Genomic DNA, 25,269 nt, shown 5'->3' with positions numbered 1-25,269 from the left:
CGAAGCACGAGCCTTTCAGGGCAGCGCAGGACAGAGACGGAGCCCGGCCATGACCGACCAGCCGCACGCGAACGAGCCGCCGGTCTGGGACACCGCGCACCGCAGGGCCGCCCCGGCTCCTCCTCCGCCCGGCGCACTCACCGGCGGCATCCACTTCGCCGGCGTCCTGATGACACTGAACGGCATTCTGGCGATCTTCCAGGGCATCGCCGCGATCGCGGAGGACGACGTGTACGCCCGGATCGGCTCCTACGTCTACGAGATCAACCTCACCGGCTGGGGCGTGATCATGCTGGTCCTCGGCGTCGTGGCCCTCTTCACCGGCTGGGGCATCCTCAAGGCCGCCGGCTGGGCCCGCCCTGCCGGTATCGTCCTGGCCTCGCTGAGCCTGATCGCCCAGTTCCTCTTCCTGCCGTACGCGCCCCTTTGGGCGATGATCCTGATCGCCATCGACTTCTTCGTCATCTGGGCGCTGGCGACGCAGTACCCGCAGCACCAGCGGGTGTGACACAGGGTTCGGCTGCTGACGCCGCCCGGCGCGGTCAGCCGCCGAGGCAGATGACGAGCAGGCAGAGCTCCGGCCGCGATGGCGAGTCCGGCGAGTCCGGTGACGACGGCGAGGTCGGTGCCGGTGCGGGAGTCGACGGGGTGGTGCCCGGGTTCGTACCGCCGCTGTCCACGGGGCCGGACGTCGGAGCGGTCGTGGCGGGGATCGTCGCGCCGGAGGCCGGGGAGTCGGTGCGCTGCTGCGGAACCAACGGCAGGGACGGGACGACGGACTCCGTCTGCGTCGTCGGACCTGTCGGGTAGGGCGTGACGGGGGCGTCCGGCCGGGTGCTCTCCGGCGTGCTGCGGGACGTGTCGGGCCGCTGCCGCGCCGGGTCGGATGCGGGAGCCGTCGGGGAGGAACGCGGTGTCTCGGGCAGGGCGGTCGACAGGCGGTCGCGCTCGGCCGTGGGCCGCTCCGCGGCGCCCAGGCTCACCTCGTCCTGCGCCGTCGCCGCCTGCGCCCCGCCGCCGGAGTGCCGGTCCATCGCGGCGAGGGTCAGTCCGCCGCCGACGAGTGCGACGGCGGTCGCGATCACGGCTTTGCGCTGGCTCTTCTTCCAACGGGCCCGTTGGCGCCGCCGCGCCGCCCGGCCCTGCGGCGCGGGTATCGCGGCGTCGGTCTCGGCGGGCGGGACGGTCTGCGGGGGCGGGTCCGTGGGAGCGGTGTCGGCCGGGTCCGGAGCGATGTCCGGGGCGTAGGCGCCGCAACCGGGGCACACCAGGGCGCCGTTGAGATGCCGACGGCACGAGGAGCAGTAGTCCATCCGCCAGTAGTCCATCTGCGGTCTTCCTGAGTTGACAGCGAGCCCCCGAACGGCCAGCAACGCTAACGAGGGATTCCCGCGGCTGTGTGCAGCCTGTGTGACGCTCCTGCACAGATTTCCCGCCCCTGTGCATACGCCCACGCCATGAGGCGGGCCCACCGCGAGGGAGGCGGCGGGCCCGGTTCTTGTACGGCTGTCCGGGGTGGCTTCTAGGCCAGGTGCACTTCCAGTGCGGCCCGTACTCCCGACTCCACGGCGCCCTCGATCCAGGACGGCTTGACCGAGGTGTGGTCCCCGGCGAAACGCAGCGGTCCCTCGGGGGCGCGGATGGCTGCCAGGAGTTCCGTGTGCTGGCCGGGGAGCAGGACCGACGCCTCGCCGTACGCGTACGGGTCGCGCAGCCAGCTCTGGGTGCGGCCGGCGCCGGTGTAGAAGACCTCGATGCGCTGCCCGTAGACCTGTTGCAGCCCCCTGAGGGCGTGCGGGTAGCGGGCGTCGTCGTCGAGGGAGTCCCAGCGGGAGGCGTCGTCGGCCCAGCTGTAGGACGCGAGAACGACCCCGCCCCGGCTGCCGGCCACCGGATGGGACGGGTTGATCATGAAGCGGTTGGAGTTGTCGGAGACCGAGCCGCCGCCGATGATGTCCGCCGCCTCGGGCTGCTCACGCGTGGCCCAGCGGTTGGCGGCGTAGTGCACGCGCTGCGCCGGGGTGATGTGCCCGGCCGGCACGGAGGGATGCGCGCCGAGCAGACTCCCGTCGGCGGGCGCCTTCCCCTTCCGGTACTCCTCGTACAGGCCGGGCCGTACGGCATCCAGCTCCCGCTTCCACTCCCCCTCCCCGAACTCCCACCACCGGCGGCTGAACTCGAGCAGCACCTTGGTCGCGCTGTCGTAGTGCAGCTCGGCGACGGCACGCCGTTTGCGGTACGACATCAGTGGCCTGACCTGTACCTGCCGCAGCCCGGAGAACGGCACCGTCACGATCGCGAGGTCCCCGGTGAACTCCTCCCGTACGACCTTGCCGTCCCGCCCCTCGGACACCGTGTCCACCCACACGTGCGGCCCGCCGGACCGGACGTGGGAGACGTCGCGGTGCCGGTCCGGGTCCCAGTACTCGATGTGCGTGACCCGCCGGTCCATCCGCACGACGTCCTTCACCTGCCGCAGCAGCGCGTCCGGCAGCGTCGCCGTACCGCCCACCAGCTCCCAGAACGCGGTGTCCGGGCTGATCAGCGACTGGCTGATGAAGCTGTGGATGAACGACAGCGGCAGCCGCGAGGTCAGGTTCTCCAGCGTGCCGACGAGATCGACCGTGCGCTCGTCGAAGCCGGCCTGCTCGGTCAGGAACCGGTACATGGACCAGTCCCCGTACCGCTGGATCACCCGCGCCCAGCCCTCGACCCGTTCGGGCAGGGGCTTGTCGACGCGCCTGCCGTCCGGCCCGACGGTGCTGAACTCGTCGCGTACGGGGTCCAGGGCGGTGCGCAGGATGGTCGCGGACGGTGTGTCCCAGTACTTGCGCGGTACGCCGAAGGACCGGTTGACCTTGCGGGGCGCCCGCGCGTAGGCGGCGCGGCGCACCCGGATGCCGTTGACGTGGAGCCACGCCCGGTTGACCGGCTTTCCCTCGCCGTCGACGTCCACGAGATGGAACGGCCGCCGTTCGACGCCGAGTCGGTCGATCAGGGACATCACCAGCGGATGGCTCCCGGGGATCCGCATGGCCCCGGCCTCCGCGTACTGCCGCGGATCGGCGAACGGCTGCGCCGCCTGCTCGTGTCCGCCGGTGCGGAAGGTCTTGATCCGGCCGCCGACCCGGTTGCCGTTGGCCTCCAGCAGGGTCACGCGATGCCCGGCCCGCTTCAGCAGCCAGGCCGCCACAAGACCCGCCGGCCCCGCACCGACGACCAGGATCTCCTTGGCGTCGCCGGTCCTCGGCCGGGGCAGGCCGGAGTCGAGGATCTCCTGGTACGCCGGCACGAGCGGCCGGTTGTCCTCGTCGACGACCAGCAGCGCCCGGGCGACCGCGAGGCAGGTGGCCCGGTCCGCGGTGGATCTCGGCGGACCGGGCGCCTCCCGGGGACGGGCGGGCGCTGCGACGGCCGGTCCCACCGCGCCGATCCCGACGGCCGCGGTGGTCGCGGCGGTGAACTTCCGCCTGGTGAGAGGAGAATGACGGTCAGCGATGCGCACTTCATCCATACGTCCTGGATAGGGTGCGCCGCCTTACCCCGGCAGCACGATCAACGCCGACCACCGGAACGTGCGAGCGCGAGAGCTCAGTCGGGCAGCCGCGCCGACCACCCGAGCACACCCGTCACGCCCACACGCCCCCCAGCCGTAACCGCTCCAGGTTTAGAGGCCGAACTCCTGGGGGGACACCCCGAGCACCGAGCACGCCTCGCGCAGGACCTGCTCCTCGGCCGGTGCGACATATCCGTCCGCACCGGCGATGACGAAGCCGGTCTGCACGACCGCCCTGGCCTCCGTCGGCTTCTTGGCCGCCTTGGCGATCTCCTGCATGACGTCCCTCTTGCCCTGCGGGAAGTCGAACGCCAGCTGGTCGACATGCTTGTTGAACCGCTGGCGCAGCTGCTCGGGCGGGAAGTTGGCCAGAACGTCGTTGTTCAGGATGAGTGACTCCACGTGCTGCCGCTCGGCCGGGTCCACATGGCCGTCGGCCGCCGCGACCAGGGCGCACATCGCCATGCTGGCGTCGCGGTAGGCACCGCTCTTCAGCTCCGTCTTGAGGGAGGTGAGCTGCGACTTGAGCGCACTCACGAGCTGCGCCTTGGCCCCTCTGCCGGACGCCGCGCCCGGCCCGCCGTGCCCTCCGTGTCCTCCAGGCCCTCCGTGTCCGCCGGAGCCGCGCGCGCCCTGAGCCTGCTGCTGCAGGCCCTTGGCCTGGTCCTTGATTCGATCCCACATCGCCATGCGAGCCACCTCGGCCTCTGCCGTGTCGTTCCGGTCGTCGTCCTGGCAACGCCTTCCCACCCGGGGAAGTTCCATGGCCCCCCAGCCGGGTGACCGGCCGGTCAGGTGAACGCCGGCATGATCCGCTCGTGGATCAGCCGCAGCTGCGTGTCCACGCCGGCGACGTCCGCCAGGTCCCGCCCGGTGAACGCCTTGACGAGCGTGCGGTCGGTGACGGCGCAGATCACATGGTTCACGCCGCTGGGAGCGATCTCCCGGGCGATCTTGTCCCGGCACTCCTCGGGCGTACCCGCGACGGAGAGGCGTTCGGCGATCTCCGGAGAGGTCAGCTCGATGCCCCGGGCCAGATCACCGGCGGCGATGGCGTCCACGACCGGCTTGAGCTCGCCCGGGTCCACCCCGTTGCGGCGCAGTTGCTCCTCCGGCATCGAGGAGGCGTAGATGCCGACCATGCTGCGGGCGGCGTCCTTGGCGGCCGCGGAGTCGGGCCCGGTCGCGAAGACGACCCACGCCCCGATGTCCAGCGACCGCCAGTCCCGGCCCGCGCGCTCCGCCCCGGCGCGTATGTGCCGCACCGCGTAGTCGTAGGCCTCGCGGGTGTAGCTCAGCGCGTGGTGGCAGCCGTCCGACAGCTCGCCCGCCGCCTCGAAGGACTTCGGCCCGCGCATCGCCCCCAGCTTGAGCGGCATCCGGCTCTGCACCGGCCGGGCGAAGGTGAACAGCCCCTCGTAGGAGAAGAACTCGCCGTCGTGGGTGATGCTGCCCTCGTCCAGCAGGGTGCGCACCACATGGAGTGCCTCCTTCACCCGGGACAGCGGCCGCGTACGGGCCCAGTCGATGCGGTACTGCGCCAGCAGCCCGAAGTTGCCGCTGGACAGCACGCCCTCGGCGCGTCCGCCGGTCAGTTCGTCGAGCGTGGCGAGGGCCTGCGCGATCAGCGTCGGCTCCCGCAGCGTCACCGGGGACACACTCGGGCCCAGCCGGATCCGCCGGGTCTGCCCGGCGGCCGCGGCGAAGAGCAGCCACAGGTCCTTGTGCCAGGTCTCGTCGGCGGCGTAGCAGGCATGGAAGCCCAGTTCGTCGGCGAGCCGGATGGAGTCCAGCGACTCCGCGAGCGGGTAGTCGGGGAGCATGGCGTAAGTCGACTACCCATCGCTAAAGCGATGGGCTTGCACAACGGGCGTCACTGGCGATGACGCTGCGTTTGCGTCCAGTCCCACCGCCACGCTGACGCGGTGGTGGGGCAGGGGCGATCGACTGCGCCCCGCGTCGCCACAACTCCCACGCTCTCGCGCGGATGTTGCGGGAGCCGTTCCGGTCCGCGTGCGCAACGACGCCGCAGGACCGGCACGCGAACCAGGCCTGGGAGACCCGGTTCGCCCTGTCGATGTGCCCGCACTCGGCGCAGGTGCGCGAGGTGTACGCCGGATCGACGTACACCACCGGCACCCCCGCCCGGCGGGCCTTGTACGCGATGAACGCCCCCAGCTGCGCAAACGACCAGCTGTGGAGGGTGGCCCGTTGGGGCTTTGCAAGCCGTACCCGCTCGCGGATGCCCGTCAGGTCTTCCAGGGCGATTCCGCGACCGGTGCGTTCTGCCTCGGCCACCACATGCTTCGCGATCTTGTGGTTGATGTCCCGCGCCCGCCGCGCCTCCTTACGGCGCCGCTTCTTCAGTCGGCGCCTGGCGGACGGGGTGTTCTTCTTCTGCAGCTTGGTACGCAGCGTGCGTTCCCGCACCCGGATGCGGTTGAGCCCGCGTCCGGCCATGATCTCGCCATCGCTGGTGGTGGCGATGTTCACGATGCCCAGGTCGACGCCCAGGAAGCCCGCCGGTTCGGTGTTCAGCGCTGCCTGGGGTACCTCGCAGGTGGCGTTCAGGAACCACATGCCGTCCCGGCACACCAGGTCGGACTCGCCCCGCCGGTACAGGGCCAGGGTGGCCAGCTGCTCGGGGGCGGCGGTGAACGCCACGTCCCTGACCCGGCCGCGGATGGTCCAGACGGAGATGCGGCGTTCGGCGATCTGCCAGGACAGCATCCGGTCGTCGTAGGGCTGCGCGCCCTCCGGCCGGAAGGCGACCGGCTTCTCGGTGGCCCTGCGGTACCGCTTCGAGCCGGGTTTTCCGAGGTTCCCGGCCTTCAGGTTCGCCTTCAGCGTCGCGTAGGCATCGCAGGTCTTCTTCACGACGTGCTGGGCGGCCTGGGCCCCCAGATTCCACCGCGCCTTCACCTCGTCGTAGGTGAGCCTGCGCAGCGCGAAGTTGTTCTTCACATCGTTTTCGAAGGCCACTTCACTGGCCCAGGTGGCCGCCTCGTTGCAGGCGCGCAGGGTCGCCTCAAGTGCCGCCGCCTGTACGGGCGTCGGCAGCAGCTTCACCTGCACCACCAGCTTCACACCCGCGACGCTACCCCGCACTCGGCGACCCTCGCATTCGAACACGGAAAACCATCCATCCGCCCAGGCCGCTCCCCGCGCCGGATAGCCACCGCGGTGCTCCGCACCGCTCACCTCAGGATGCGATTCCTCCCGGGCGTGAACGCCCGGGGTTCCTCGCAAGGATCCCGCTGAACTTCACGGGCGCCGCGTCGACGCAGACCGTGAACTACCCAGTGCGCGAACGGAGTTGTCGTCCACCCTGCCATCCCCGACTGCCTCCGGGCGACCGGCGTTGACAAGTCCGTCAGCGGCCCTCCATCATCATTCCACTAATCAAGTAGTGAAATGGTGGTGGAGGGCTTGGAGTTCCGCATCGACAGGCGGAGCGGGGTCCCCGCCTATCAGCAGATCGTCCAGCAGACGAAGCAGGCGCTGCGGCTCGGTGTGCTGCAGCCGGGGGACCGGCTGCCGACCGCCAAGGAGGTCGCCGAGACCAGCGCGGTCAACCCGAACACCACGCTCAAGGCGTACCGGGAGCTGGAGCGCGAGGGCCTGGTCGAGCCACGGCCGGGTCTCGGCACCTTCGTGCGCCGCTCGCTGGCCCGCCCCCAGACGGGCGCGGACTCGCCGCTGCACGGTGAGTTGGTGGCGTGGATGGCGCGGGCGCGTGAGGCGGGCCTGGAGCGGGACGACGTGGCCGCCCTGGTCGCGTCGGCCATGGAGAAGCAGTACGGCGCAATGACGGAGGCGAGGAGCACAGGTGAGTGACGGTACGTACGCCGGCGGGCCGGCGTTGGAGGCGGTCGGGCTGGGCAAGCGGTACCGGCGGGGCTGGGCCCTGCGGGACTGCTCGTTCCGGTTGCCGGCGGGACGGATCTGCGGGCTCGTCGGACCCAACGGCGCGGGCAAGACCACGCTGCTGGGCATGGCGACCCATGTGCTGGAGCCGACAGAGGGCGACCTGCGGATCTTCGGCGCCGCCCCGGGATCCACCGAGGCCGTCCGGCGCACCGCGTTCCTCGCCCAGGAGAAGCCGCTGTTCCGCCGCTTCACCGTGGCCGAAACCCTGCGCCTGGGACGTGAGTTGAACCCCGGAACCTGGGACCAGCAGGCGGCCGAGGGCATCGTCCGCGCGGGGAACGTGCCCCTGGACGCGAGGATCGGCACCCTCTCCGGCGGGCAGCGCACCCGTGTCGCCTTCGCCCTGGCCTTCGGCAAGCGCCCCGACCTGCTGCTGCTCGACGAGCCGATGTCCGACCTCGACCCGCTGGTGCGCCACGAACTGATGAGCACCCTCATGGCCGAGGCCGCCGAGCACGGCACGACCGTGCTGATGTCCTCCCACATGCTCGCCGAGCTGGAGAGCGTCTGCGACTACCTCGTCGTCATCGCCTCGGGCGGCGTACGTCTCGCAGGCGACGTGGACGAACTGCGCGAGGCCCACACCCTGGTCACCGGAGCCCGGGACGGCGAGGGCACACCGAAGGACCTCGCGCACCACACGGTCGTCGAATCCCGCTCCAGCGGACGGCAGTTCACCGCCCTGCTGCGCCCCGACGGACCGATCGGCGGCCCCTGGGAGACCGACACCCCGAACCTGGAGGAACTTCTGCTCGCCTACCTGCGCACACCCGAGGCGCCACCCCTGCTCACGCCCGGCGCCCAGGTCCCCGGCCAGGCGCACGGCATCCGGGCGGTGGCGGCATGAGCACCCTGACCGACACCCCGGCCTCGACGTCGTCGGCCACCCGGCCCACCCGCGCCCCCCGGCTCGGCGGAATGACCTGGCTGGTCTGGCGGCAGCACCGGGCCGCCTACTGGACCGTCATCGCCGCCACCGCGATCGGCCTGGCCTGGATGGTCTACCAGCGCGCCCAGTTGACGGACTTCCTCACCGGCTACGGCTGGCCCGCCAAGGACATATCGAGCCTGGGCCCGGAACTCGAGCCGTACACCGAGGCCTTCGTCCGTGCCTCCGCCGCGCTGGGCCTGATCCCCGTCCTCCTCGGCGTCTTCGTCGGCGCCCCCCTGCTCGCGGGCGATCTGGAGCACGGCACCGCCAAGCTCGTCACCACCCAGTCCACCGGCCGCCTGCGCTGGCTGGCCACCAAGCTCGGCCTGACCGTGCTGCTGATCGTGGTGAGCACGGTCGCGCTGTCCGTCGTGTTCGGCTGGTGGTGGAGCCCGGTCAGGGAACAGAACACGTTCCTGTACTGGACCTCCGGCGCCGCGTTCGACACCACGGGCCCGGTGCCTGTCGCCCTCACCCTGTTCACCGTCGCGAGCGGTGTGGCCATCGGCGCGGTGCTGCGCCGCACGCTGGCGGCCATGGTGGTCACCTTCGGCTTCGCCGTCGTCGTCCAACTCGTGTGGGGCTACTTCCGGCTGGCCCTCGGCGACACGGTCACCGTCACCACCGACAAGGGCGTCCTCGCCGAGAACGCCTTCCCGACGCTGCCCGACGGCGCCTACCAGATCGACCAGTGGTACCTCACCGGCAGCGGAGAGCTCCTCGGCTGGAGCACCTGCACGGACGCGGAGACCGAGCAGGCGCGCGAGCTCTGCCTGAAGCAGGCGGACGTCGTGGGCTGGTCGGTGGACTATCTCCCGATCTCCCAGATGTCCGGCATGCAGTGGTTCGGCGCGTCGATCCTCCTGGCCCTGACGGCCGCCGTGACGGTGTTCCTGTTCCTCTGGGGGCGTAAGCGGCTCGTCTGAGTGCATCGCCCCGGCGCACGCGTGAGTGTGCGCCGGTACGGCACCACCTGCGCCGGAAAGATCCGGGAAAACGCCGAAAACCCACCCCCGGGCGCTCTCGGGATCTGAATCATGAGGTCCCTGAGGAACGCCGGGCGAGAGCAACCGGGGGGACAGGTGTACGGGACAGGTTCACCGGAAGCAGACGCCGGAGACGGGCGCCAGGGCCCGCCCGGACTCGGGCAGTTGATCGGGGGCCGTTACCGGCTGGTCGGGCGGCTGGGCGCGGGCGGCATGGGCACCGTGTGGAAGGCGTACGACGAGGTGATCGGCCGCGAGGTCGCCGTCAAGGAGCCCCGGGCCGAGCGGGTGTCCGACGGGGACCGGGAGGTGCTGTTCGCCCGGCTCGAGCGTGAGGCACGTGCTGCCGCGCAGGTCGACCATCCGTCGGTGGTGGCCATCCACGACGTCGTGACGGTGGACCGGCGGCCGTGGAACGTCATGGAGTTCATCCGGGGCAGGTCGCTCGCCGACGTGCTGGCCGAAGGCACACTGACACCGGCCCGGGCCGCCCGTATCGCGCTGATGTGGCCGGGCGCCGGGCGTCCGGGCAGTGGCGCGTCCGAGTTCCCCAAGGGCTGGAAGCTGCAGCACAAGCTCGGCGCATCGCTCGCCGTCCCGGGCGACTACGAAGCCCATGTCTCCCCTGACGCCGTGGCCTTCCAGGAGCACGAGGGCCAGGTGAACCGGCAGGTGGTGCTGCTCCGCTGGGATGTGCCGCAGGGGTCCGCGAAGGAGCGGGCGGAGTACTTCTACCGGGAGTACACGGCGAACAAGGCATTCACCGACGTGCGGATCGTGCTCTTCGAGGTGGAGGTGGAAGGCCGCAGGAGCACGGCCCTCACCATGACCTACCGCCCGGTCGGAGGCCGGCTCTGGCGCAAGAGCGAGCTGTTCCACAACGCGGGCGGTGAGCTGTGGAAGATCATCGTCGACTCGGCCGTGACCAACGAGCTGGACACCGGCGCCGACGAGCTCTTCAACGGCGCCGTCGACACCCTCCGGACCAGCTGAACCGGCCGCAGCCCTCAGGGCTTGGACTTCCCCTGACCGCCCACGGCGTGCCGGGGCCGGCGCTTTGTCGAGACCTGGCCGACGAGCTCCCAGAAACACACCAGAGCGGTGACCGGCGGAATTCCGAAGATCACTAACGACAGGATCGAGCGCGACGAGTGGCCGACCGACAACGCCACCGCCAGGGCGGACGCGGCGAGGATGACGCACCAGGACCGCCGCGCGCTCCGCTGCTGAACGGTGGCCCGCACGATGGACAGTGCCGCCACCAGCCACGGCCCGAACACCGTCATCGGCCACCACTGCGCAAATTTTATGGGCAGCACGGACGAGGCGATGGCGCGCAGTTGGTCATAGGAATAGGAGAGCGACCATCCCAGCATGCACACCGCGCTCAACGTGATCGCCGCGATCAGGAGCGTGACGTGAGTGACACGCTGACCGCCGTCAAGGAAATGGGATTCCGGGTGGGGCCGCCGCCGGTTGCTCCTGCGGTGCGGTCGTCCGGTCAGCCGGTCCGGAGCGGGCTCGGCGGACGCGGTGGACAGCATCTGGGCCAGTTCCTCGACCGGGTCCCAGTCGTTCGGCGGGATGTCCGGTTCCGGGGCCACGCTCCACAGCTGCTGGGTGTCGACCGGGGTCTGAAAATCGTAGAGCCCGGACTCATCGCGCATCGTGGTCATACAGCCCCATCATCGCCCGGAGGTATTCGCTTTCCATCTGTCTGATCTTTTTATGGAAATCATCAAGCAGATCCGAGCAGTACATGAGGCGCACATCGATATCTGCCTCGAGGTCGCCGGTGTCGTGCCCGAAAAGCGTCTTGGCCACGGGCCCTTCCTTCCAAGTCACGATCACCTAACGAGCCCAACAGCGGGTGAGATGTCGGGCATTCGGGGGATGCAGGTCACTCGAAAGGGGTGCGCGGAGTGTGAATAACAGCACGCAGTCGGCGGTATTTTAAGCGTCGAAGGGAATTATATTCCGGAATTACCGTCGTCGGTGTGCGGGTCCGTGCGCTGTTCCGTGTGCTGCAGGATCAGCGCCGCTTCCGTGGTCCGGCACAGCGCCTCGACGGCGTGGCGCAGTCCCCGCCAGGAGGCCAGGCCGAGCACGATGCCGACCGGAGCCGCGGGCCACCACCAGATGCCGAGCAGCGTGAACGCCGTGCTCCAGGCAAGACCCTCGCAGGCCGCGTCATAGGCGTCGCGGGCATCGGCCAGCGCGGCGCGGGACGTGTCGGGTGCCGCGAGCAGGAGCATGGCCCACCCCTTCGCGATGTCGTCGCCGGTCTCCGCTCTGACGCGTGTCTCGGTGGTGCGGAGCCGGTCGCTCGACCAGGTGGGGGAGCCTGGCTCGGCCTCCTCGGTGCGGGCCCGGCGCGCGTCGAGCCGGTCGGCGCGCAGCTCTTTGCCGTCGTCGCGCGCCCGTACGGCCTGCCGTCCGAGTTCCGCCGGCGGCACCCAGCGTCGTACCCGCCATGCGGTCAGCCGCCGGCCCAGCGGCATCAGCCACCACGGCCAGGCCCCCGACGCGAGCGCCCCGATCGCGGCCGCGGCGTACGGCACCGCGAACGCGGCCCCCACCACCGGCACCGCGACGAGCACGAGCGACGCGATGCCGTCGGCGGTCAGGCCGCCGCCCAGCCTGAGCGCGTCGGCGATCCGCTCGCGGGCGAGCGCGATGTCGTTCCAGTGGCGCTGGCCCAGCTGCCCGCCGCCCACGAGCGCGACCACGACGAACAGCGCGGCGGGCAGCAGCCGCCGCAGGAACCACCCGTCCGGGATGCGTTTCTGCAGCTCTATGAGCAGGCCCAGTCCCACCGCCGTCAGCCGTCCACCAGGCGCATCGGCCGGTCGGCCAGGGCGCAGGCCGGCGTGTCCGGCAAGGCACCGTCCCGCAGGTCGACCCGGGCGCAGCGGCGCGTGGGGCAGACCCAGCCGGTCGACTGCGGTGTGGGGGCGCCCGGCCAGTCGCCCACGCCCATCGTGGGGCGCAGCCCGAGCCCGCCGGGGATGCCGGCCGCCTCGACGGCGTCGTGCAGCGCGCGTACGGAGTCCCGCCACTCGGTGGTGGCCGGTTCGGCGTCCCGTACGACCGCGAAGTGCGCGTCCCAGAGGGCGGGGCCGATCAGTTCGCGTACCGCGTCCACGTTGCGGCACAGGTATTCGACGGCGTCCTCGTACACCCGGCGCGCTTTCGCCCCGTCCCCCACGGAGGCCTCCCTGAAAGTCCCGAGAACCACTGCTCTCTGACAGGTGGTCAGACTAATGTAAGAGGTGATGACTGAGCTTCGGGACCGAGTGGCCGCACGCCTCGTCACAGCTCAGAACGCCCGGGATCCGGCGCCGCTGCGCGGCCAGGACGCGGTGGACGATGCGCTGGCTCTGCTGCGGGAGGCCGCGCCGTCGCCGGAGGAAGCGGTCGACCTCGACTCTGTCGCCGACGTCTTCTGGACCTTCTGGTCTCGCCATCAGGGCACCGGCGACCCGGAGGCGCAGCAGAACCTGTTCGTCACGTTGGGCACCTACGGCTTTCTGTGCACGCGGCTGCCCGAGAGCCGGCTTCCCGAGGACCTGCGGGAGGGCTTCGGCCCCGCCGATCCGTCGCACGAGGCCCGGTTCGCCCACCTCGTGAGTTCGGCGCACGCCGATGCCGTGGTCAAGGCGCCGGATCCGGCAGCTCCCGAGCCGCGGGCCGCGCTGGAACGGGCGCTCGCCTGGTCGGACTCGGCGATCGAGTACGTACTGGCGGATGACCATGCGGGATTCGTGGAGTTGGCGTTCCACGCCCTCCAGCTCAACGTGACGCGCTTCCATGTCACCGCCGACCCGGACGGGCTGGCCGCGGCGGCGCGGTATGCCCGGGCGGTGTGCCGGCGGCTGGCCTCCGTCCCGCCCGGTTTCCTCGACCCCGCCCGAGCCCAGGAGGTCGCCGCTGTCGCCCTGAGCACGCTGACGGACGCCGCGCGGCTGCTCGGCACGCCCCCGCTCGCCCTGGTCGAGCGGCTGGTGGCGGCGGCCTCGGACGGCGCACTCGCCCCGGAGGCGGCCGAAGGGCTGCGCTTCCTGCGAGAGCTGTACGCCCACCCCGTCACCTGGCCCGGCGAACGGGACCTGCACATCGGCGCGGCCATCGCCGACGCGGGCATCCGCGAGCACGACGCGGGCCGGATCGCCTGCGCCGTACGACGGCTGCGCGCGGCCCTGGCCGAGACCCCCGCCGGCCATCCGGCGCACTCCGAGGTCACTGCCGTCCTCGGTCAGGCGCTCGCGGCCCTGGGCAGGGAGCGCGGTGACGAGGAGGCGACCCGCGAGGCGGCCGAACTGCTCGACGGGCTCGGCGTGGTGAGCGAGGAGGACCAGGAACTTGTCGCCGCCTACCTGGAGTTGGAGGAACTGAGCGGCGGTGACGATCCGCACCGTGCCGGACCGGCGCTCGCCCGCCTCGTCGAGCAGCTTCGACAGCGCGCCGCGCGCCAGGGCGACGCCCCGGACATTCACCTCGAAATCCTCGACCTGCTCACCCGGGTCGACGACCGGACGGGCGAGATCGACCCCGACGCCGTCTCCGACGAGCGGATCACCCGGTACGGCACCGCCCTTGCCGCACTCCCCGCCGACCAGCCGCAGCGCCACGCCTACGTCGCCGTACTGGCCGCGCTCACCGGGCTGCGGGGGCAGGCCCTGCGGCGGACCGCGCCGGACCGGGCGGAACTGCTCGCCGCTCAGGCCCGGCAGCTGACCGAGGAGGCGCTGTCCGGGGCGCCGGCCGACTTCCTGGCGTCGGGACTGCTGCAGCGGGGCGTTTTCGACGCCGCACTGTCCGTCGCGGTCATGTCGGTCCCCATGGGCACCGCGTATCCCGAGGGTCTCATCGGCTCGATCGGCTCGATCGGTTCGAACGGCGAACCGGTCGACGGAGCGGACGAAGACCTGGCCAAGGACCTGGCCAGGATGACCTCGTACCTGTCCCGCATGAACGATCTTCGCCTGGACGACCCCGAGAACCTCGACGCCGACATCGAGGTCATCCGGGAGATGCTCGCGGACACGGACGGGGAAGACCTCTCCGGACGGGCACAGCTGTCCGCCGCGCTCGGCAGCGCGCTGTTCGCCCGGGCGGCCGGCCGCGGCGACCTCTCCGCCCTCGAGGAGGTCGTGGAACTGCTGCGCTTTGCGCGCGCGCACGCGCCGGACATGTCCGGACAGGTGGACCGGATTCTCGCCGAGGCGCTCACGACCCTGTCCATCGGCCGTTTCGACGCGGAAGGGGCGCGCGAGGCCGCGGCACTCCTCGCCTCGTCGGCGGCCGCCCCCGGCCTGCCGGCGGACGAGGAGGAACGGGCGGACGGCCATCCGGTGCTCACCGGCACCGACCGGGCGCTGATGGCGTCCCACACCGAGCTCCACAACGCCCTGCAGAACTACCTGTTCGGCCACGAACCGGCCCAGCTCGAACGGGCCCGGGAGGCCGCCCGGCGGATGAAGGAGCTCGCGGGTGACGCGCCTGCCGGGGCGGCGGGTGCCGGCCCGCACTGGTACGACCTCATGGGCGACGCGTACGTCGACCTGGTCGAGACCGTGGGACCGGCCGGGGGCCCGCGGCCCGACCTCACCGACGAGGTGGTCGACCAGTGCCGCAGGACGTTCGCCGCATGCCCCGCCGGACACCCGATGCGGCCCATGATCACGATGACGCTCGCGCGGGCACTGATGCAGCGTGCCGTCGCGCTCCGTGGCACCGAACCGGAGCGTGCGGCACGCCTCATGGCCGAGGCCGACGATCTGAGCGACATCATCGAGGCGGAGACGCCGGACGGGTCCCCGATCGACCTCGCCGCGCTGACGCGCACCTTCGTCGACCTCGTCGGCCGTGGCCGCCTCCCCGAGGTGTCCCCCTCGAACACTCCGTCTCCCCGGACACCGCAGACCCCGGCACATCCGGCACTTTCACAGGAGAACCCCCTCGCGTCCTTGATGGCGCCCCTGCTGGCCCGCCTGTCCGGCATCGCGGACCCCGGCGCGTGGCGCGACCCCGCGATCCCGGTGTGGATGCGGGCCAGCGGTGAGATCGGCGCCGCGGCCGGCGCGCTGGGCAGGCCGCAGCCCCGTATCGACCTGGCCCTGTCCCATCTCGAAGCGGCCGTCGAGGCCATGGCGGACGTCACCGACCGGGGCAGCGACCAGCAGTCCGCCGAGCACGGCCTGGTGACGTTCGAAGGGGACATCCGGGCGGTCGTCGAGCTGGTCCTCATACAGATCCTCGGCCGTGAGGCCGCCGCCCGGCTGCCCGCCCAGCTGGAGCGGATGGTGCAGAGCATCGAGGCGGCCGCGGCGGAGCAGCGCGCGCCCGACGGCCTGCCCGATCTGCGTGCGCTCTTCCGCACCGTCGAAGGCCCCGACGTGGACCGCGCCGCCGAACTGCTCGAACGTGGCCGCGGCCTGCTGCTGGCCCGGCGGATCGAGGCCCGCGCGGACATCGGCGGCCTGCGGTCGGCGCACCCCGCGCTGGCGGCCGAGTTCGAGCGGCTGACCGACCAGCTCGCCGACGAGCCCGAGGTGCCCGACCCCGCACCCCCCGGGCACGCCGAGTGGGCCCGGCTGGCCCGGCTCCGCGCCTCCCGCGAGCTCGACGAACTGGTCAAGCGGATCCGTACCCGGCCGGGCTTCGACGGCTTCCTGCGCCCGCTGACCGCCGAGGAGTTGCGCACGCTCGCGGCCGACGGCCCCGTCGTCGTCCTCAACCACGGCAAAAGCTTCTGCCTCGCCCTCGTCGTCACCCACCGGTCGATCACCGCCCTGCATCTCGAACCCGGGGCCGACGAGACCGCCGACGCGGCCCGACGGCTGCGGGACGCCGTCGACGCCATCAATGCGCACGGCATGTCGAGGCCGTCCCCGGCGCAGCTCGTCGCCGCCGGGGCGACGGTCCGCGAGACGCTGGCGTGGACGTGGCACAAGATCGTGCGGCCGGTGCTGGAGCTGGTCGGAGCGGCGGACCCGGTTCCCCGCCAGGGGGTGTGGCCGCGGGTGTGGTGGGTCCCGACCGGTGCCTTCAGCGCCCTGCCGCTGCACGCGGCCCAGTGCACCTCGCGCGACTGCGAACTCGACGGCTGCGGCGCCGCGCTCGACGCCGTGGTGTCGTCGTACGTTCCCGGTCTGCAGACCCTGGCGTACGCCCGCACCAGGGCCAGGGACCGCGACACTGCCGACCACGGCGGCGCCCTGCTGGTCGCCGCGCCGGAGGACGAGCTGCCCGGCGTCGCCGCGGCGGCCGGCTACGCGGCGGAACTCCTCGGTGCGCGCGAGCCGTTGGTGGGTGCCGCGGCGACCCGTGAGGCCGTGCTGGCCGCGCTCGGCAGCACCTCGTGGGCGCACTTCGGCTGCCACGCGGCCACCGACCCGGCGGAACCCTCCGGCGCGCTGCTCCATCTGCCGAGCGGCGAGACCGTGTCCGTCCTCGAGATCTGCCGGGCCCGGCCGCACTCGGCGCAGCTCGCCTTCCTCGCGGCCTGCGGCACCGCACGCACGGCGGAGCGGCTGACGGACGAGGCCGTCCACATCACCAGCTCGTTCCTCCTCGCCGGTTTCCCCACGGCGGTCGGCACCCTCTGGGAGATCGACAGCGCGCACGCCGACCACGTCACCCGCGATTTCTACCGCCGTATGACAGGCGAGGGCGCCGCCACCGCAGCCCATGCCCTGCACGACACCGTCCGACAGCTACGACGCCGCATACCCGACCGTCCGCACATCTGGGCGGCGTACGTCCACGCGGGGACGTAGTCCCGGCAACCGCTGCTGTATAACCGGATCATGATGTATCACGTCGTGTCGCGTGACGAGTGGAACGCCGATCCCGACCGGCCGTACACACCCGCTTCCCTCGCCGAGGAGGGTTTCGTCCACTGCTCTCCCGACGAGGAGACCACGCTCACCATCGTCAACGCGTTCTACCGCACCAGCTCCCGGCCTCTGCTGGCGCTGGTCATCGACGAGGACCGGCTCACCGCGGACTGCGCGTGGGAGGCGGCCGCTCCCGCACCGCCTCCCGGCGTCGCCGAGAGCACCTTGTTCCCGCATGTGTACGGCCCCGTCAACCGCGATGCCGTCGAGCGCGTCCTGGAGGTCCGCTGGGACGACGAAGGCCGGGCCACGGCGCTGGTGGCCGCCGACTGACGGATCGGCGTATCCCGATGGACTGCCCGATGACGGCTTCCGCTGTGATGCCCTTCATCGAGGCCGGCACTTCGTTCTTGGCCAGTTCGAACGGGTATCGGGCGATGGATGACACAGCGCATGATGCTTCACAGAGAGAAGGAGAACGGTCCGGCGAGGACGTCCCGTAGCCGGGTCCGGTCCGTGTAGGTGCTGCTCCCGCGGTGAACGGCGAGCTCGGACCGGGTGATGGACCCTGTGCGCTGATCGTCCTCGTCGCACAGGAGCAGATACTCGACACGGGCACCGGCCATGACGGACAGGGCCACCTCGACGGTCATGTCGTCACGTACCCGCGGCCAGGACGCATCCACGTCCTCGGCCCCGGTCACGGGGGCGGGGGCGGGAGCCGCCTGATGTTGCTGCACCTGAACCGGCGTCAAAGCTGCCTCCTGTGAGATGGGTGAGCTTTCTGGTCCGATGGCTCTACGCCGCCGGGTCGAGCGCGGACTGTCGCCGCGCCCTGCGGCCTGGCGTTTCGCCGGCGGGCCGGCCCTGAGTCGTGCGGCCGCGGCGGCCACGGAACGAAGAAGACGAAGCAGATGAAGAAGACCTGGAAGACCGGGAAGACGCAGCGCGGCGGGGACGTTCCGCCACGGGCGCGGGGATCACGACGGGGACACCGGAAGGCGCCTGAGCCCCGGTGATACGGCTCAGCTCCGCCTCACCCGAACGTACCGACGCGATCCGCGGGGTGATGCCGGCCGCGGCCATCAGCCGGGTCATGCCGCGGCGCTGGTCGGGGGTCACGAGCGTGACGACGCTGCCGGACTCGCCCGCGCGGGCCGTACGACCGCCCCGGTGCAGGTAGTCCTTGTGGTCGGTGGGCGGATCCACATTGACGACCAGGTCGAGGTTGTCGACGTGGATCCCGCGCGCGGCGACATTGGTCGCCACCAGTACCGTCACATCCCCGCTCTTGAACTGGGCGAGGGTCCGCGTGCGCTGCGGCTGGGACCTGCCGCCGTGCAGGGCCGCGGCGCGGACGCCGCTCTTCAGCAGGTGCTTGGTCAGCCGGTCCACCGCGTGCTTGGTGTCCAGGAACATGATCACCCGGCCGTCTCGCGCCGCGATCTCGGTGGTCGTCCGCTGCTTGTCCGTGTCGTGTACGTGAAGCACGTGGTGTTCCATCGTGGTGACCGCTCCTGCGGACGGATCGACGGAGTGGACCACGGGGTCGGTCAGGTAGCGGCGGACCAGCAGGTCGACGTTGCGGTCCAGGGTGGCCGAGAAGAGCATCCGCTGTCCGTCCGGGCGTACCTGGTCGAGCAGCGCGGTGACCTGGGGCATGAACCCCATGTCGGCCATCTGGTCGGCCTCGTCGAGGACGGTGATGCGGACGTCGTCCAACCGGCAGTCGCCCCGGTCGATGAGGTCCTTGAGCCGTCCCGGCGTCGCGACGACGACCTCCGCCCCGGTCCGCAGCGCAGCGGCCTGCTTGCCGATCGACATCCCGCCGACCACGGTGGCCGCCCGCAGCTTCACAGCGCGGGCGTACGGGGTGAGCGCGTCGGTGACCTGCTGGGCAAGCTCGCGGGTGGGTACGAGGACGAGGGCGAGCGGCTGTCGTGGCTCGGCGCGCCGACCCGCCGTACGGGCCAGCGCCGCGAGACCGAAGGCGAGGGTCTTGCCCGACCCGGTGCGGCCACGGCCGAGTACGTCACGGCCGGCCAGGGAGTTCGGCAGGGTCGCCGCCTGGATCGGGAACGGTACGGTCACGCCCTCATGGCCCAGCGCGGCCAGCAACGGCGCAGGCAGGGAGAGATCGGCGAACGATTCGACGGCGGGCAACGCGGGCGTCGTCGTCACCGGCAGCGCGAAGTCGCCCTGTGGCGCGGACTGTCGACCTCCGTAGCCCTTGGAGCTCTTGGAACGGCGTGGGGCGCCGGAGGAGCGGTTGGAGGCGGAGTCACCGAAGCGGTCGTATGTGCGCTTTGTGCGGGCACGGCTCATGCGGAACCTTCACACTTTCCTTGATGCGGCACGTATCAAGGAAATCACGCAGCCATGGAACAGCGCCGAGAATCGCGAGAACGAGCCGAAGACGATGGAGGGCGAACCGAGAATCCTCTTCTGCGGCGCCCTGAAAAATAGCGAGCTGGGGCCCGCACCCCAAGGTGCGGGCCCCAGCTGCGAAGTAAGCGTCAGTTCTGGTGTCAGGCGGGAACGATGTTCTCGGCCGTCGGGCCCTTCTGGCCCTGCGCGACGTCGAACGTCACCTTCTGGCCTTCCTGCAGCTCGCGGAAGCCCTGAGTGGCGATGTTCGAGTAGTGAGCGAAGACGTCGGCGCCGCCGCCGTCCTGCGCGATGAAGCCGAATCCCTTTTCCGCGTTGAACCACTTCACGGTACCGGTAGCCATTTTTTTCTCCTTCGGGACGGTGTTCGGAGTTCGCCCTGTGCGGACTCCGGTCGCCGTAATGATCGACCCGTCGGAAAAACCTTCTGGCAACCACAACTGCAACTAATATGGACAGTACCACGGCGTCATCGTCCATGCGTGGCAAATAATTCCGTCCCGGTCCGCCGGCTGGGGAATATTCCTCGCACGCCGCGTCGATTTCTCACTTCACGACCACAGGTATTCCTCCGCCCGGCCGGCGCCGTTGCGGGGGGGCGCCTGACGGTCGCGGCGCCCTGACCTCCTCCGATGGACCCGCGTTCGGCTGCCGTCGGCGCCGGCGGGTGAGGCGCCGGGGAACGCGCCGAGGCCCGTACTGTGATGAAGGTCACATCAGTGGACGCGTGCGGGGAGAAAGAGGTCCTGGTCGCCGTGGGTCACGAGCGCGGTGTCGTCACAGTGGCCGCGCGTGCCCGGCCGAGGACATCTGTGCCCGCGGCAGCAGGAATTCCGCAAGGGCGACTAGAGTTCCCGTACGGGGAACCCGCTCCCCTGATGCGGGCCGAGACTTCGGTGGTCCGCAGGAAGGCGCCCATGCCCTCGCAAGACCGGCCGCACACCGCCCACCGGCTGGAAGACGACCACCACCCGGCGTACACCATGGGTCGTGCCGCCGAGGTGATCGGCGCCACGCCAGGTTTCCTGCGGGCCCTCGGCGAGGCGGAACTGATCACGCCGACGAGGTCGGAGGGCGGCCACCGCCGCTACTCCCGCCATCAGCTGCGCCTCGCCGCCCGCGCCCGGGAGATGGTCGACCAGGGAACCCCGATCGAGGCCGCCTGCCGGATCATCGGTCTCGAGGACCGGCTGGAGGAGGCCCTGCGCGCCAACGAGGAACTGCGCCGCCCGGAAGGCCGTCCGGACGAGGGGCCCGACGGCGGCGAGTGAAAATCTGACGGCGCCGGAGCAGAAATTCGACCGGTGCTGGAAGAGGCTTTTCCCTGCGTCCGGCCGCCATATTTCCGGGATTTTCTCCTCCCCCTTCTCGCTTCCTTGTCGCCGATTCCTTCCGTGCTAGACTCGACGTGAATTGCAGTTGTGGTTGCCGTTTTTCGGGATTCCCGGGCCAGGTGATCATGGCAGCGATGTAGGGAGCCCGCGAGGTGCGGGCCTCCAGCACTGCCTTCAGGAGAATTGACATGGCCACCGGTACCGTGAAGTGGTTCAACGCGGAAAAGGGCTTCGGCTTCATCGAGCAGGACGGCGGCGGCGCCGACGTCTTCGCCCACTACTCGAACATCGCCACCCAGGGCTTCCGTGAGCTGCAGGAAGGCCAGAAGGTGACGTTCGACGTGACGCAGGGCCAGAAGGGCCCGCAGGCGGAGAACATCGTTCCCGCCTGACACTCGCGTCCGAACGCGTCTGAATTTCGTACACGCGTACGCCGGAAAAGGGGCCCGCACCTTGGGGTGCGGGCCCCTTTTCCGTTTCCCGGATCCGGATCCTCCGAAGACACCCTCCGCGGTTCCACCCCCATCCCGCCATCCCGCCATCCCGCCATCCCGTCATCCCGACTCCTGGTGAGGCACTATGCGCTGTGTGATCGCCCGTTATCCCTTCGACCTCTTCAAGGGTGAGGTGGAGACATCGATGGAGGGTGTCCGACCCGAGCCCGTCACCGCGGTCTGCGTCGACATCGGCGGCCGCATGTATCCGGTCAAGCAGGTGGGCGAGGTGATCACGGGCCAGGACCGCCGTGACTTCACCGTCGGGGAGATGACCAGGGCCCTGACCCGTCTCGGCTTCACCTGCCACGCCACGCCCCCGCACCTCCCGTCCGCTGTCGCCCCGGCATACGGACCGCCCGCCCGTTAGGGCGACTGACGAACCCGGCGCCACCGCCGTCGAGCCGTCCCCGCACGGGACGGCTCCCCCGGCGTGGGCGGGTCGACTGCCGCTCTTGGCGGGTGTCCTGCAGTGCGGCGGCGCCCGCCGCACCGTAAGGCCGCTCGGGTAGCGCTTCCGTTGACATCCCTGCCACCCTTCCACCATGCTTGTGTTAATTCATTAATGGAAGCCCACTGGAACCGTGGAAGGTGACGTGGTCGAGTACCGGATCGACCGTGGCAGCGGCGTACCCGCCTACGTGCAGATCGTCGAGCAGACCGAACGGGCGCTCCGGATGGGCACGTTGAAGGTCGGGGACAAGTTGCCCACGGCGAGGGAGGTGGTGGCGGCGACCGCCATCAACCCCAACACCGTGCTGCGGGCCTACCGCGACATGGAGCAGGCCGGCCTGGTCGAACTGCGCCGTGGGCTGGGGACCTTCGTGACGCGGTCGCTCGCGCGGCCCGCCGCGGAGAAGGACTCGCCCCTGCGCACGGACCTCACCGACTGGACGGCACGAGCGCGGGTGGCGGGACTGGAACGGGCCGACATCCTCGCCATGGTCACCGCCGCCCTGGACGCCTACGACAACAGGCAACACGAGCACACCCCGGGCGACCGGGAGCGCAAAGAGGAGGACGCATGACCGGGCCTGACGCGCCGGCCGCGCTGCGCGCCACGGGACTCGGGTTCCGGTACCGGGCGCGGAGCGGCTGGGCCCTGCGGGACTGCGAGTTCACCGTGCCCAGCGGACGTATCACCGCCCTCGTCGGACGCAACGGCGCCGGCAAGAGCACCCTGCTGCACCTGGCCGGCGGCCTGCTGCACGCCGGCTCCGGGGAGATACGCGTACTGGACGCCGTACCAGGCACACTCGAAGCCCGCGCCCGGGTCGCGCTGCTCACCCAGGACAAGCCGCTCTACCTCCGCTTCACCGTGGCGGACACCCTGCGGATGGGTGAGAAGCTGAACTCCTCGTGGGACCGGGCAGCCGCCGAGCAGACCGTCCGTGAGGGCAGCATCCCGCTCACCGCCCGCGTCGGCGAGCTGTCCCCCGGACAGCGCACCCGTGTCGCACTCGCCCTGGCGCTCGGCAAGCGGCCCGAACTGCTGCTGCTCGACGAGCCGATGGCCGACCTCGACCCCGTGGCGCGAGGCGAGATCATGGCGGCGCTGATGGCCCAGGCCGCCGACCGCGGTATGAGCATCGTGCTGTCCTCGCACGTCCTGCCCGAACTGGAGCAGACCTGCGACTGGGTGCTGCTGCTGCGCAACGGACGCATCGAGCTGAGCGAGGACGCCGACGCGCTGCGCGAGAGCCACGTCGTCCTCACCGGACCGGCCGACCAGGCCGACACCCTGGCCGGACGCCACACCGTCGTCCACCGCCGGACCGCCGGCAGACAACTGACCGCCCTCGTACGGCAGCAGGGACCGCTGCACGGCGACTGGCACGTCGAGCGGCCCAGGCTGGAGGACATCCTGGTCGGCCACCTCCAGGCCGATGGCGCCCCTGACGCCGATGGCATGGTGCGCCCCGCGGCTGTCGAGCGGACGGAGGCGGCGGCATGAACAGCTCCCTCTGGAACGGCTCCCTCTGGCTCGCGTGGCGCCAGCAGCGGGTGCCGGCCGGCGTCGGCGCGGCCGTCCTGGCCGTCGCCGCAGCGATCGCCGCGTACTACCGCTCGGGCATGCTGGACGCCCTGCGCAGCGGGCTGTTCGACCACTGCGCCCCCGGCCCCCTTCACTGCGCACGACCCGACACCGGTGTGCTCCTGCTGCTGGACATCCAGCCGCTGCAGTACCTCGGGGCGCTGAACATCGCCCTGCCCGTCGTCATCGGCGTCTTCTGGGGCGCCCCGCTGCTGGGCCGCGACCGGGAACTGGGCACGCACCGCATGGTTCTGACCCAGGGCGTGAGCCGCGGCCAGTGGTTCGCCTCCCGGTTCGCCCTCGCCTCGGCGACCGCGGTGACCCTCTCCGGCCTGCTCGCGGGAGTGTTCGCGTGGTGGTGGCGACCGGCCGCCGACCGGAGCTACGGCCTGTTCTGGTACGAGACCACGGCCCTGAGCGGCTCGGGCCCGCGGGTCGTCGCAGCCGCCCTGTTCGGCCTGGCGGCCGGCACACTGCTGGGTCTGCTGGCCCGCCGGGTCCTGGCCGCGATGGGCCTGACCCTCCTGGTCACCGGGGCGATGACACTCGTACTGGAGTGGACGCACAAGACGCGCCTGCTGGTCCCGCCGCACATCTACACCAGCGCCGGCAGCGTCCCCAAACCGCCCATGGGCGAGAAGTGGTCGGCCGGCAACTACGGCCTGACCACCGCTTCCGGCCGCCGCGACGACGTGATGAACTGCCCCTTCCCGTCAGGTGCCCAGCTCGAGGAGTGCATGGACCGGCAGGGGTACGTCGCCCGCTTCTACGAGGCCAACCCGGCCGGCGACTACTGGACCTTCCAGTGGATCGACACCGCCGTCCTCGGCGGCCTCGCCCTCCTGCTCACGGCCGTCACCGTGCTGCTTCTGCGCCGCCGCATCTGACCGCGCCGAACCAACGCATCCGCCCTTCATCCCCTCACCCGGGTCCCTTTGTACGGAGGTCGCTTCACCATGCCCGCTGACGCCAAGTCACCGAAGAAACTCCGCAACAACCGCGCCGCCCTCACCCACAAGATCGGCTACGCCCTGCGCCACCCCGGCCGCGTCACCCCGTACCTCCGCCGGGCCGGCCGGGACGCCTGGCTGCGCCTGAAGCACCCCGACCACGTCGGCTACTACCGGGCCGTGATGGCCTCGGACACCCGCCGCAACCCGGAGGCCGCGGTCGGCAGCCAGACCCACGAACGCTGGCTGGCGCTCGGGCAGATGCAGTTCGACTACCTCATCGAGCACGGGCTGCGCCCCGAGCACCGCATGCTCGACATCGGCTGCGGCAACCTGCGCGGCGGCTGGCGCTTCATCGACCACCTCGACACCGGCAACTACTACGGCATCGACATCTCGCCCGACATCCTGATCGCCGCCAAGAAGACGCTCGTCGAGCGCAGCCTCCAGGACAAGCTGCCGCACCTGACCATCACCGGCGACCTCACCCTGGACTTCCTGCCCAGCGACCACTTCGACGTCATCCACGCGCACAGCGTCTTCTCCCACTCGCCGCTGCACGTCATCGAGGAATGCCTCGCCCACGTCGGCCGTGTGCTGACCGACACCGGGTTCTTCGACTTCACCTTCGACCGCACCGAGGGCACCGAACACCAGGTGCTGCGCGAGGACTTCTACTACCGCACCGAGACCCTCCTGGCCCTGGCCCGCAAACACGGCCTGCACGCACGCTTCATGGAGGACTGGGAGCAGCGCCCGCACGGCCAGTCGAAGATACGTGTCAGCCGCTCGGCCCTGCCCACCACCTGAGACGGCCGGAATCC

At 71.0% G+C, this 25,269-nt stretch carries 26 protein-coding genes; 14 read left to right on the top strand and 12 right to left on the bottom strand.

The window, feature by feature from the left end; genetic code table 11:
- The first annotated feature begins 49 nt into the window (after nucleotides 1–49).
- The gene (locus tag ACFV7R_RS33180; protein WP_385270075.1) at nucleotides 50–508 is read left to right on the top strand and encodes a hypothetical protein; all 459 of its coding nucleotides are present in this window, start codon (nucleotides 50–52) and stop codon (nucleotides 506–508) included.
- A 34-nt stretch (nucleotides 509–542) separates the two neighbouring features.
- Here ACFV7R_RS33180 and ACFV7R_RS33175 read toward each other — a convergent pair whose 3' ends face one another.
- From ACFV7R_RS33175 to ACFV7R_RS33155, 5 genes are all read right to left on the bottom strand, one after another.
- Entirely contained in the window at nucleotides 543–1,328 is a 786-nt protein-coding gene (locus ACFV7R_RS33175; protein ID WP_385270073.1) for a hypothetical protein, read from the bottom strand.
- Nucleotides 1,329–1,522: 194 nt separating this feature from the next.
- Entirely contained in the window at nucleotides 1,523–3,514 is a 1,992-nt protein-coding gene (locus tag ACFV7R_RS33170; RefSeq protein WP_385270071.1) for a flavin monoamine oxidase family protein, read from the bottom strand.
- 153 nt (nucleotides 3,515–3,667) lie between these two features.
- Nucleotides 3,668–4,246, bottom strand: coding sequence for a tellurite resistance TerB family protein (locus tag ACFV7R_RS33165; RefSeq protein WP_385270069.1), 579 nt, complete (start codon nucleotides 4,244–4,246; stop codon nucleotides 3,668–3,670).
- A 101-nt stretch (nucleotides 4,247–4,347) separates the two neighbouring features.
- A complete protein-coding gene (locus tag ACFV7R_RS33160; RefSeq protein WP_385270067.1) occupies nucleotides 4,348–5,379 on the bottom strand; it encodes an LLM class flavin-dependent oxidoreductase in 1,032 nt (343 codons plus the stop codon).
- A 22-nt stretch (nucleotides 5,380–5,401) separates the two neighbouring features.
- The gene (locus ACFV7R_RS33155; protein WP_385270065.1) at nucleotides 5,402–6,643 is read right to left on the bottom strand and encodes an RNA-guided endonuclease InsQ/TnpB family protein; all 1,242 of its coding nucleotides are present in this window, start codon (nucleotides 6,641–6,643) and stop codon (nucleotides 5,402–5,404) included.
- A gap of 327 nt (nucleotides 6,644–6,970) precedes the next feature.
- Between ACFV7R_RS33155 and ACFV7R_RS33150 the strand changes: the two genes are divergently transcribed.
- From ACFV7R_RS33150 to ACFV7R_RS33135, 4 genes are all read left to right on the top strand, one after another.
- The gene (locus tag ACFV7R_RS33150) at nucleotides 6,971–7,393 is read left to right on the top strand and encodes a GntR family transcriptional regulator (protein ID WP_385270063.1); all 423 of its coding nucleotides are present in this window, start codon (nucleotides 6,971–6,973) and stop codon (nucleotides 7,391–7,393) included.
- The gene (locus ACFV7R_RS33145) at nucleotides 7,386–8,333 is read left to right on the top strand and encodes an ABC transporter ATP-binding protein (RefSeq protein WP_385270061.1); all 948 of its coding nucleotides are present in this window, start codon (nucleotides 7,386–7,388) and stop codon (nucleotides 8,331–8,333) included. The genes ACFV7R_RS33150 and ACFV7R_RS33145 overlap by 8 nt, the downstream gene beginning before the upstream one ends.
- Nucleotides 8,330–9,343: an ABC transporter gene (locus tag ACFV7R_RS33140; RefSeq protein ID WP_385270059.1), complete on the top strand. Its 1,014-nt coding sequence runs from the start codon at nucleotides 8,330–8,332 to the stop codon at nucleotides 9,341–9,343. The genes ACFV7R_RS33145 and ACFV7R_RS33140 overlap by 4 nt, the downstream gene beginning before the upstream one ends.
- 225 nt (nucleotides 9,344–9,568) lie before the next feature.
- On the top strand, nucleotides 9,569–10,396 hold the full coding sequence (locus tag ACFV7R_RS33135; RefSeq protein WP_385270057.1) for a protein kinase: 828 nt from the start codon (nucleotides 9,569–9,571) through the stop codon (nucleotides 10,394–10,396).
- 14 nt (nucleotides 10,397–10,410) lie between these two features.
- Here ACFV7R_RS33135 and ACFV7R_RS33130 read toward each other — a convergent pair whose 3' ends face one another.
- The 4 genes from ACFV7R_RS33130 to ACFV7R_RS33115 form a co-directional block, all read right to left on the bottom strand.
- A complete protein-coding gene (locus tag ACFV7R_RS33130) occupies nucleotides 10,411–11,079 on the bottom strand; it encodes a DUF2637 domain-containing protein (protein WP_385270055.1) in 669 nt (222 codons plus the stop codon).
- Nucleotides 11,060–11,227: a hypothetical protein gene (locus tag ACFV7R_RS33125; protein ID WP_385270053.1), complete on the bottom strand. Its 168-nt coding sequence runs from the start codon at nucleotides 11,225–11,227 to the stop codon at nucleotides 11,060–11,062. Before ACFV7R_RS33125 ends, ACFV7R_RS33130 begins: the two co-directional genes overlap by 20 nt.
- A 146-nt stretch (nucleotides 11,228–11,373) precedes the next feature.
- A complete protein-coding gene (locus ACFV7R_RS33120) occupies nucleotides 11,374–12,219 on the bottom strand; it encodes a hypothetical protein (protein WP_385270051.1) in 846 nt (281 codons plus the stop codon).
- 5 nt (nucleotides 12,220–12,224) lie between these two features.
- Nucleotides 12,225–12,611, bottom strand: coding sequence for a hypothetical protein (locus ACFV7R_RS33115; RefSeq protein WP_385270049.1), 387 nt, complete (start codon nucleotides 12,609–12,611; stop codon nucleotides 12,225–12,227).
- Nucleotides 12,612–12,678: 67 nt separating this feature from the next.
- Here ACFV7R_RS33115 and ACFV7R_RS33110 point away from each other — a divergent pair, with 67 nt between their 5' ends.
- Nucleotides 12,679–17,184 (top strand): CHAT domain-containing protein, encoded by a 4,506-nt coding sequence (locus ACFV7R_RS33110; RefSeq protein WP_385270047.1) that lies wholly within the window; start codon nucleotides 12,679–12,681, stop codon nucleotides 17,182–17,184.
- A gap of 30 nt (nucleotides 17,185–17,214) precedes the next feature.
- Nucleotides 17,215–17,577, top strand: a complete 363-nt coding sequence (locus tag ACFV7R_RS33105; protein ID WP_385270045.1) for a DUF952 domain-containing protein — start codon at nucleotides 17,215–17,217, stop codon at nucleotides 17,575–17,577.
- Between the two features lie 128 nt (nucleotides 17,578–17,705).
- On the opposite strand, the gene ACFV7R_RS33100 is transcribed toward ACFV7R_RS33105, so the two are convergent.
- The 3 genes from ACFV7R_RS33100 to ACFV7R_RS33090 all read right to left on the bottom strand — a co-directional run bounded on the left by ACFV7R_RS33100 (nucleotide 17,706) and on the right by ACFV7R_RS33090 (nucleotide 19,976).
- A complete protein-coding gene (locus ACFV7R_RS33100) occupies nucleotides 17,706–17,999 on the bottom strand; it encodes a hypothetical protein (RefSeq protein ID WP_385270043.1) in 294 nt (97 codons plus the stop codon).
- Nucleotides 18,000–18,042: 43 nt separating this feature from the next.
- Nucleotides 18,043–19,569 (bottom strand): DEAD/DEAH box helicase, encoded by a 1,527-nt coding sequence (locus ACFV7R_RS33095; RefSeq protein ID WP_385270041.1) that lies wholly within the window; start codon nucleotides 19,567–19,569, stop codon nucleotides 18,043–18,045.
- A 203-nt stretch (nucleotides 19,570–19,772) separates the two neighbouring features.
- A complete protein-coding gene (locus ACFV7R_RS33090; RefSeq protein WP_129798962.1) occupies nucleotides 19,773–19,976 on the bottom strand; it encodes a cold-shock protein in 204 nt (67 codons plus the stop codon).
- Between the two features lie 573 nt (nucleotides 19,977–20,549).
- On the opposite strand from ACFV7R_RS33090, the gene ACFV7R_RS33085 reads away from it, so the two are divergent.
- From ACFV7R_RS33085 to ACFV7R_RS33055, 7 genes are all read left to right on the top strand, one after another.
- Nucleotides 20,550–20,903 (top strand): MerR family transcriptional regulator, encoded by a 354-nt coding sequence (locus tag ACFV7R_RS33085; protein ID WP_385270039.1) that lies wholly within the window; start codon nucleotides 20,550–20,552, stop codon nucleotides 20,901–20,903.
- Nucleotides 20,904–21,154: 251 nt separating this feature from the next.
- Nucleotides 21,155–21,358: a cold-shock protein gene (locus tag ACFV7R_RS33080; protein WP_010986199.1), complete on the top strand. Its 204-nt coding sequence runs from the start codon at nucleotides 21,155–21,157 to the stop codon at nucleotides 21,356–21,358.
- A 187-nt stretch (nucleotides 21,359–21,545) separates the two neighbouring features.
- Nucleotides 21,546–21,830, top strand: coding sequence for an SCO5918 family protein (locus tag ACFV7R_RS33075; RefSeq protein ID WP_385270036.1), 285 nt, complete (start codon nucleotides 21,546–21,548; stop codon nucleotides 21,828–21,830).
- Nucleotides 21,831–22,044: 214 nt separating this feature from the next.
- Nucleotides 22,045–22,488 carry a GntR family transcriptional regulator gene (locus tag ACFV7R_RS33070; RefSeq protein WP_385270034.1) on the top strand — a complete coding sequence of 148 codons (444 nt, stop codon included), beginning with the start codon at nucleotides 22,045–22,047 and terminating at the stop codon, nucleotides 22,486–22,488.
- Nucleotides 22,485–23,414 (top strand): ATP-binding cassette domain-containing protein, encoded by a 930-nt coding sequence (locus ACFV7R_RS33065; protein ID WP_385270032.1) that lies wholly within the window; start codon nucleotides 22,485–22,487, stop codon nucleotides 23,412–23,414. Before ACFV7R_RS33070 ends, ACFV7R_RS33065 begins: the two co-directional genes overlap by 4 nt.
- Nucleotides 23,411–24,382 carry a transporter gene (locus tag ACFV7R_RS33060; RefSeq protein WP_385270030.1) on the top strand — a complete coding sequence of 324 codons (972 nt, stop codon included), beginning with the start codon at nucleotides 23,411–23,413 and terminating at the stop codon, nucleotides 24,380–24,382. The genes ACFV7R_RS33065 and ACFV7R_RS33060 overlap by 4 nt, the downstream gene beginning before the upstream one ends.
- 69 nt (nucleotides 24,383–24,451) lie before the next feature.
- On the top strand, nucleotides 24,452–25,255 hold the full coding sequence (locus tag ACFV7R_RS33055) for a class I SAM-dependent methyltransferase (protein ID WP_385270028.1): 804 nt from the start codon (nucleotides 24,452–24,454) through the stop codon (nucleotides 25,253–25,255).
- Nucleotides 25,256–25,269: the final 14 nt, after the last annotated feature.

The organism is Streptomyces sp. NPDC059866 (genome assembly GCF_042731325.1).
Classification (GTDB): domain Bacteria; phylum Actinomycetota; class Actinomycetes; order Streptomycetales; family Streptomycetaceae; genus Streptomyces; species Streptomyces flavusporus.
This window is presented reverse-complemented; position numbering and strand designations above follow the sequence as displayed.

Excerpts from the sequence above, each read along its gene's own strand:
- ACFV7R_RS33180 (WP_385270075.1), top strand. The coding sequence starts at position 50 with ATGACCGACCAGCCGCACGCGAACGAGCCGCCGGTCTGGGACACCGCG.
- ACFV7R_RS33175 (WP_385270073.1), bottom strand. The coding sequence starts at position 1,328 with ATGGACTACTGGCGGATGGACTACTGCTCCTCGTGCCGTCGGCATCTC.
- ACFV7R_RS33170 (WP_385270071.1), bottom strand. The coding sequence starts at position 3,514 with ATGGATGAAGTGCGCATCGCTGACCGTCATTCTCCTCTCACCAGGCGG.
- ACFV7R_RS33165 (WP_385270069.1), bottom strand. The coding sequence starts at position 4,246 with ATGGCGATGTGGGATCGAATCAAGGACCAGGCCAAGGGCCTGCAGCAG.
- ACFV7R_RS33160 (WP_385270067.1), bottom strand. The coding sequence starts at position 5,379 with ATGCTCCCCGACTACCCGCTCGCGGAGTCGCTGGACTCCATCCGGCTC.
- ACFV7R_RS33150 (WP_385270063.1), top strand. The coding sequence starts at position 6,971 with ATGGTGGTGGAGGGCTTGGAGTTCCGCATCGACAGGCGGAGCGGGGTC.
- ACFV7R_RS33140 (WP_385270059.1), top strand. The coding sequence starts at position 8,330 with ATGAGCACCCTGACCGACACCCCGGCCTCGACGTCGTCGGCCACCCGG.
- ACFV7R_RS33130 (WP_385270055.1), bottom strand. The coding sequence starts at position 11,079 with ATGACCACGATGCGCGATGAGTCCGGGCTCTACGATTTTCAGACCCCG.
- ACFV7R_RS33110 (WP_385270047.1), top strand. The coding sequence starts at position 12,679 with ATGACTGAGCTTCGGGACCGAGTGGCCGCACGCCTCGTCACAGCTCAG.
- ACFV7R_RS33105 (WP_385270045.1), top strand. The coding sequence starts at position 17,215 with ATGATGTATCACGTCGTGTCGCGTGACGAGTGGAACGCCGATCCCGAC.
- ACFV7R_RS33095 (WP_385270041.1), bottom strand. The coding sequence starts at position 19,569 with ATGAGCCGTGCCCGCACAAAGCGCACATACGACCGCTTCGGTGACTCC.
- ACFV7R_RS33090 (WP_129798962.1), bottom strand. The coding sequence starts at position 19,976 with ATGGCTACCGGTACCGTGAAGTGGTTCAACGCGGAAAAGGGATTCGGC.
- ACFV7R_RS33085 (WP_385270039.1), top strand. The coding sequence starts at position 20,550 with ATGCCCTCGCAAGACCGGCCGCACACCGCCCACCGGCTGGAAGACGAC.
- ACFV7R_RS33080 (WP_010986199.1), top strand. The coding sequence starts at position 21,155 with ATGGCCACCGGTACCGTGAAGTGGTTCAACGCGGAAAAGGGCTTCGGC.
- ACFV7R_RS33075 (WP_385270036.1), top strand. The coding sequence starts at position 21,546 with ATGCGCTGTGTGATCGCCCGTTATCCCTTCGACCTCTTCAAGGGTGAG.
- ACFV7R_RS33065 (WP_385270032.1), top strand. The coding sequence starts at position 22,485 with ATGACCGGGCCTGACGCGCCGGCCGCGCTGCGCGCCACGGGACTCGGG.
- ACFV7R_RS33060 (WP_385270030.1), top strand. The coding sequence starts at position 23,411 with ATGAACAGCTCCCTCTGGAACGGCTCCCTCTGGCTCGCGTGGCGCCAG.
- ACFV7R_RS33055 (WP_385270028.1), top strand. The coding sequence starts at position 24,452 with ATGCCCGCTGACGCCAAGTCACCGAAGAAACTCCGCAACAACCGCGCC.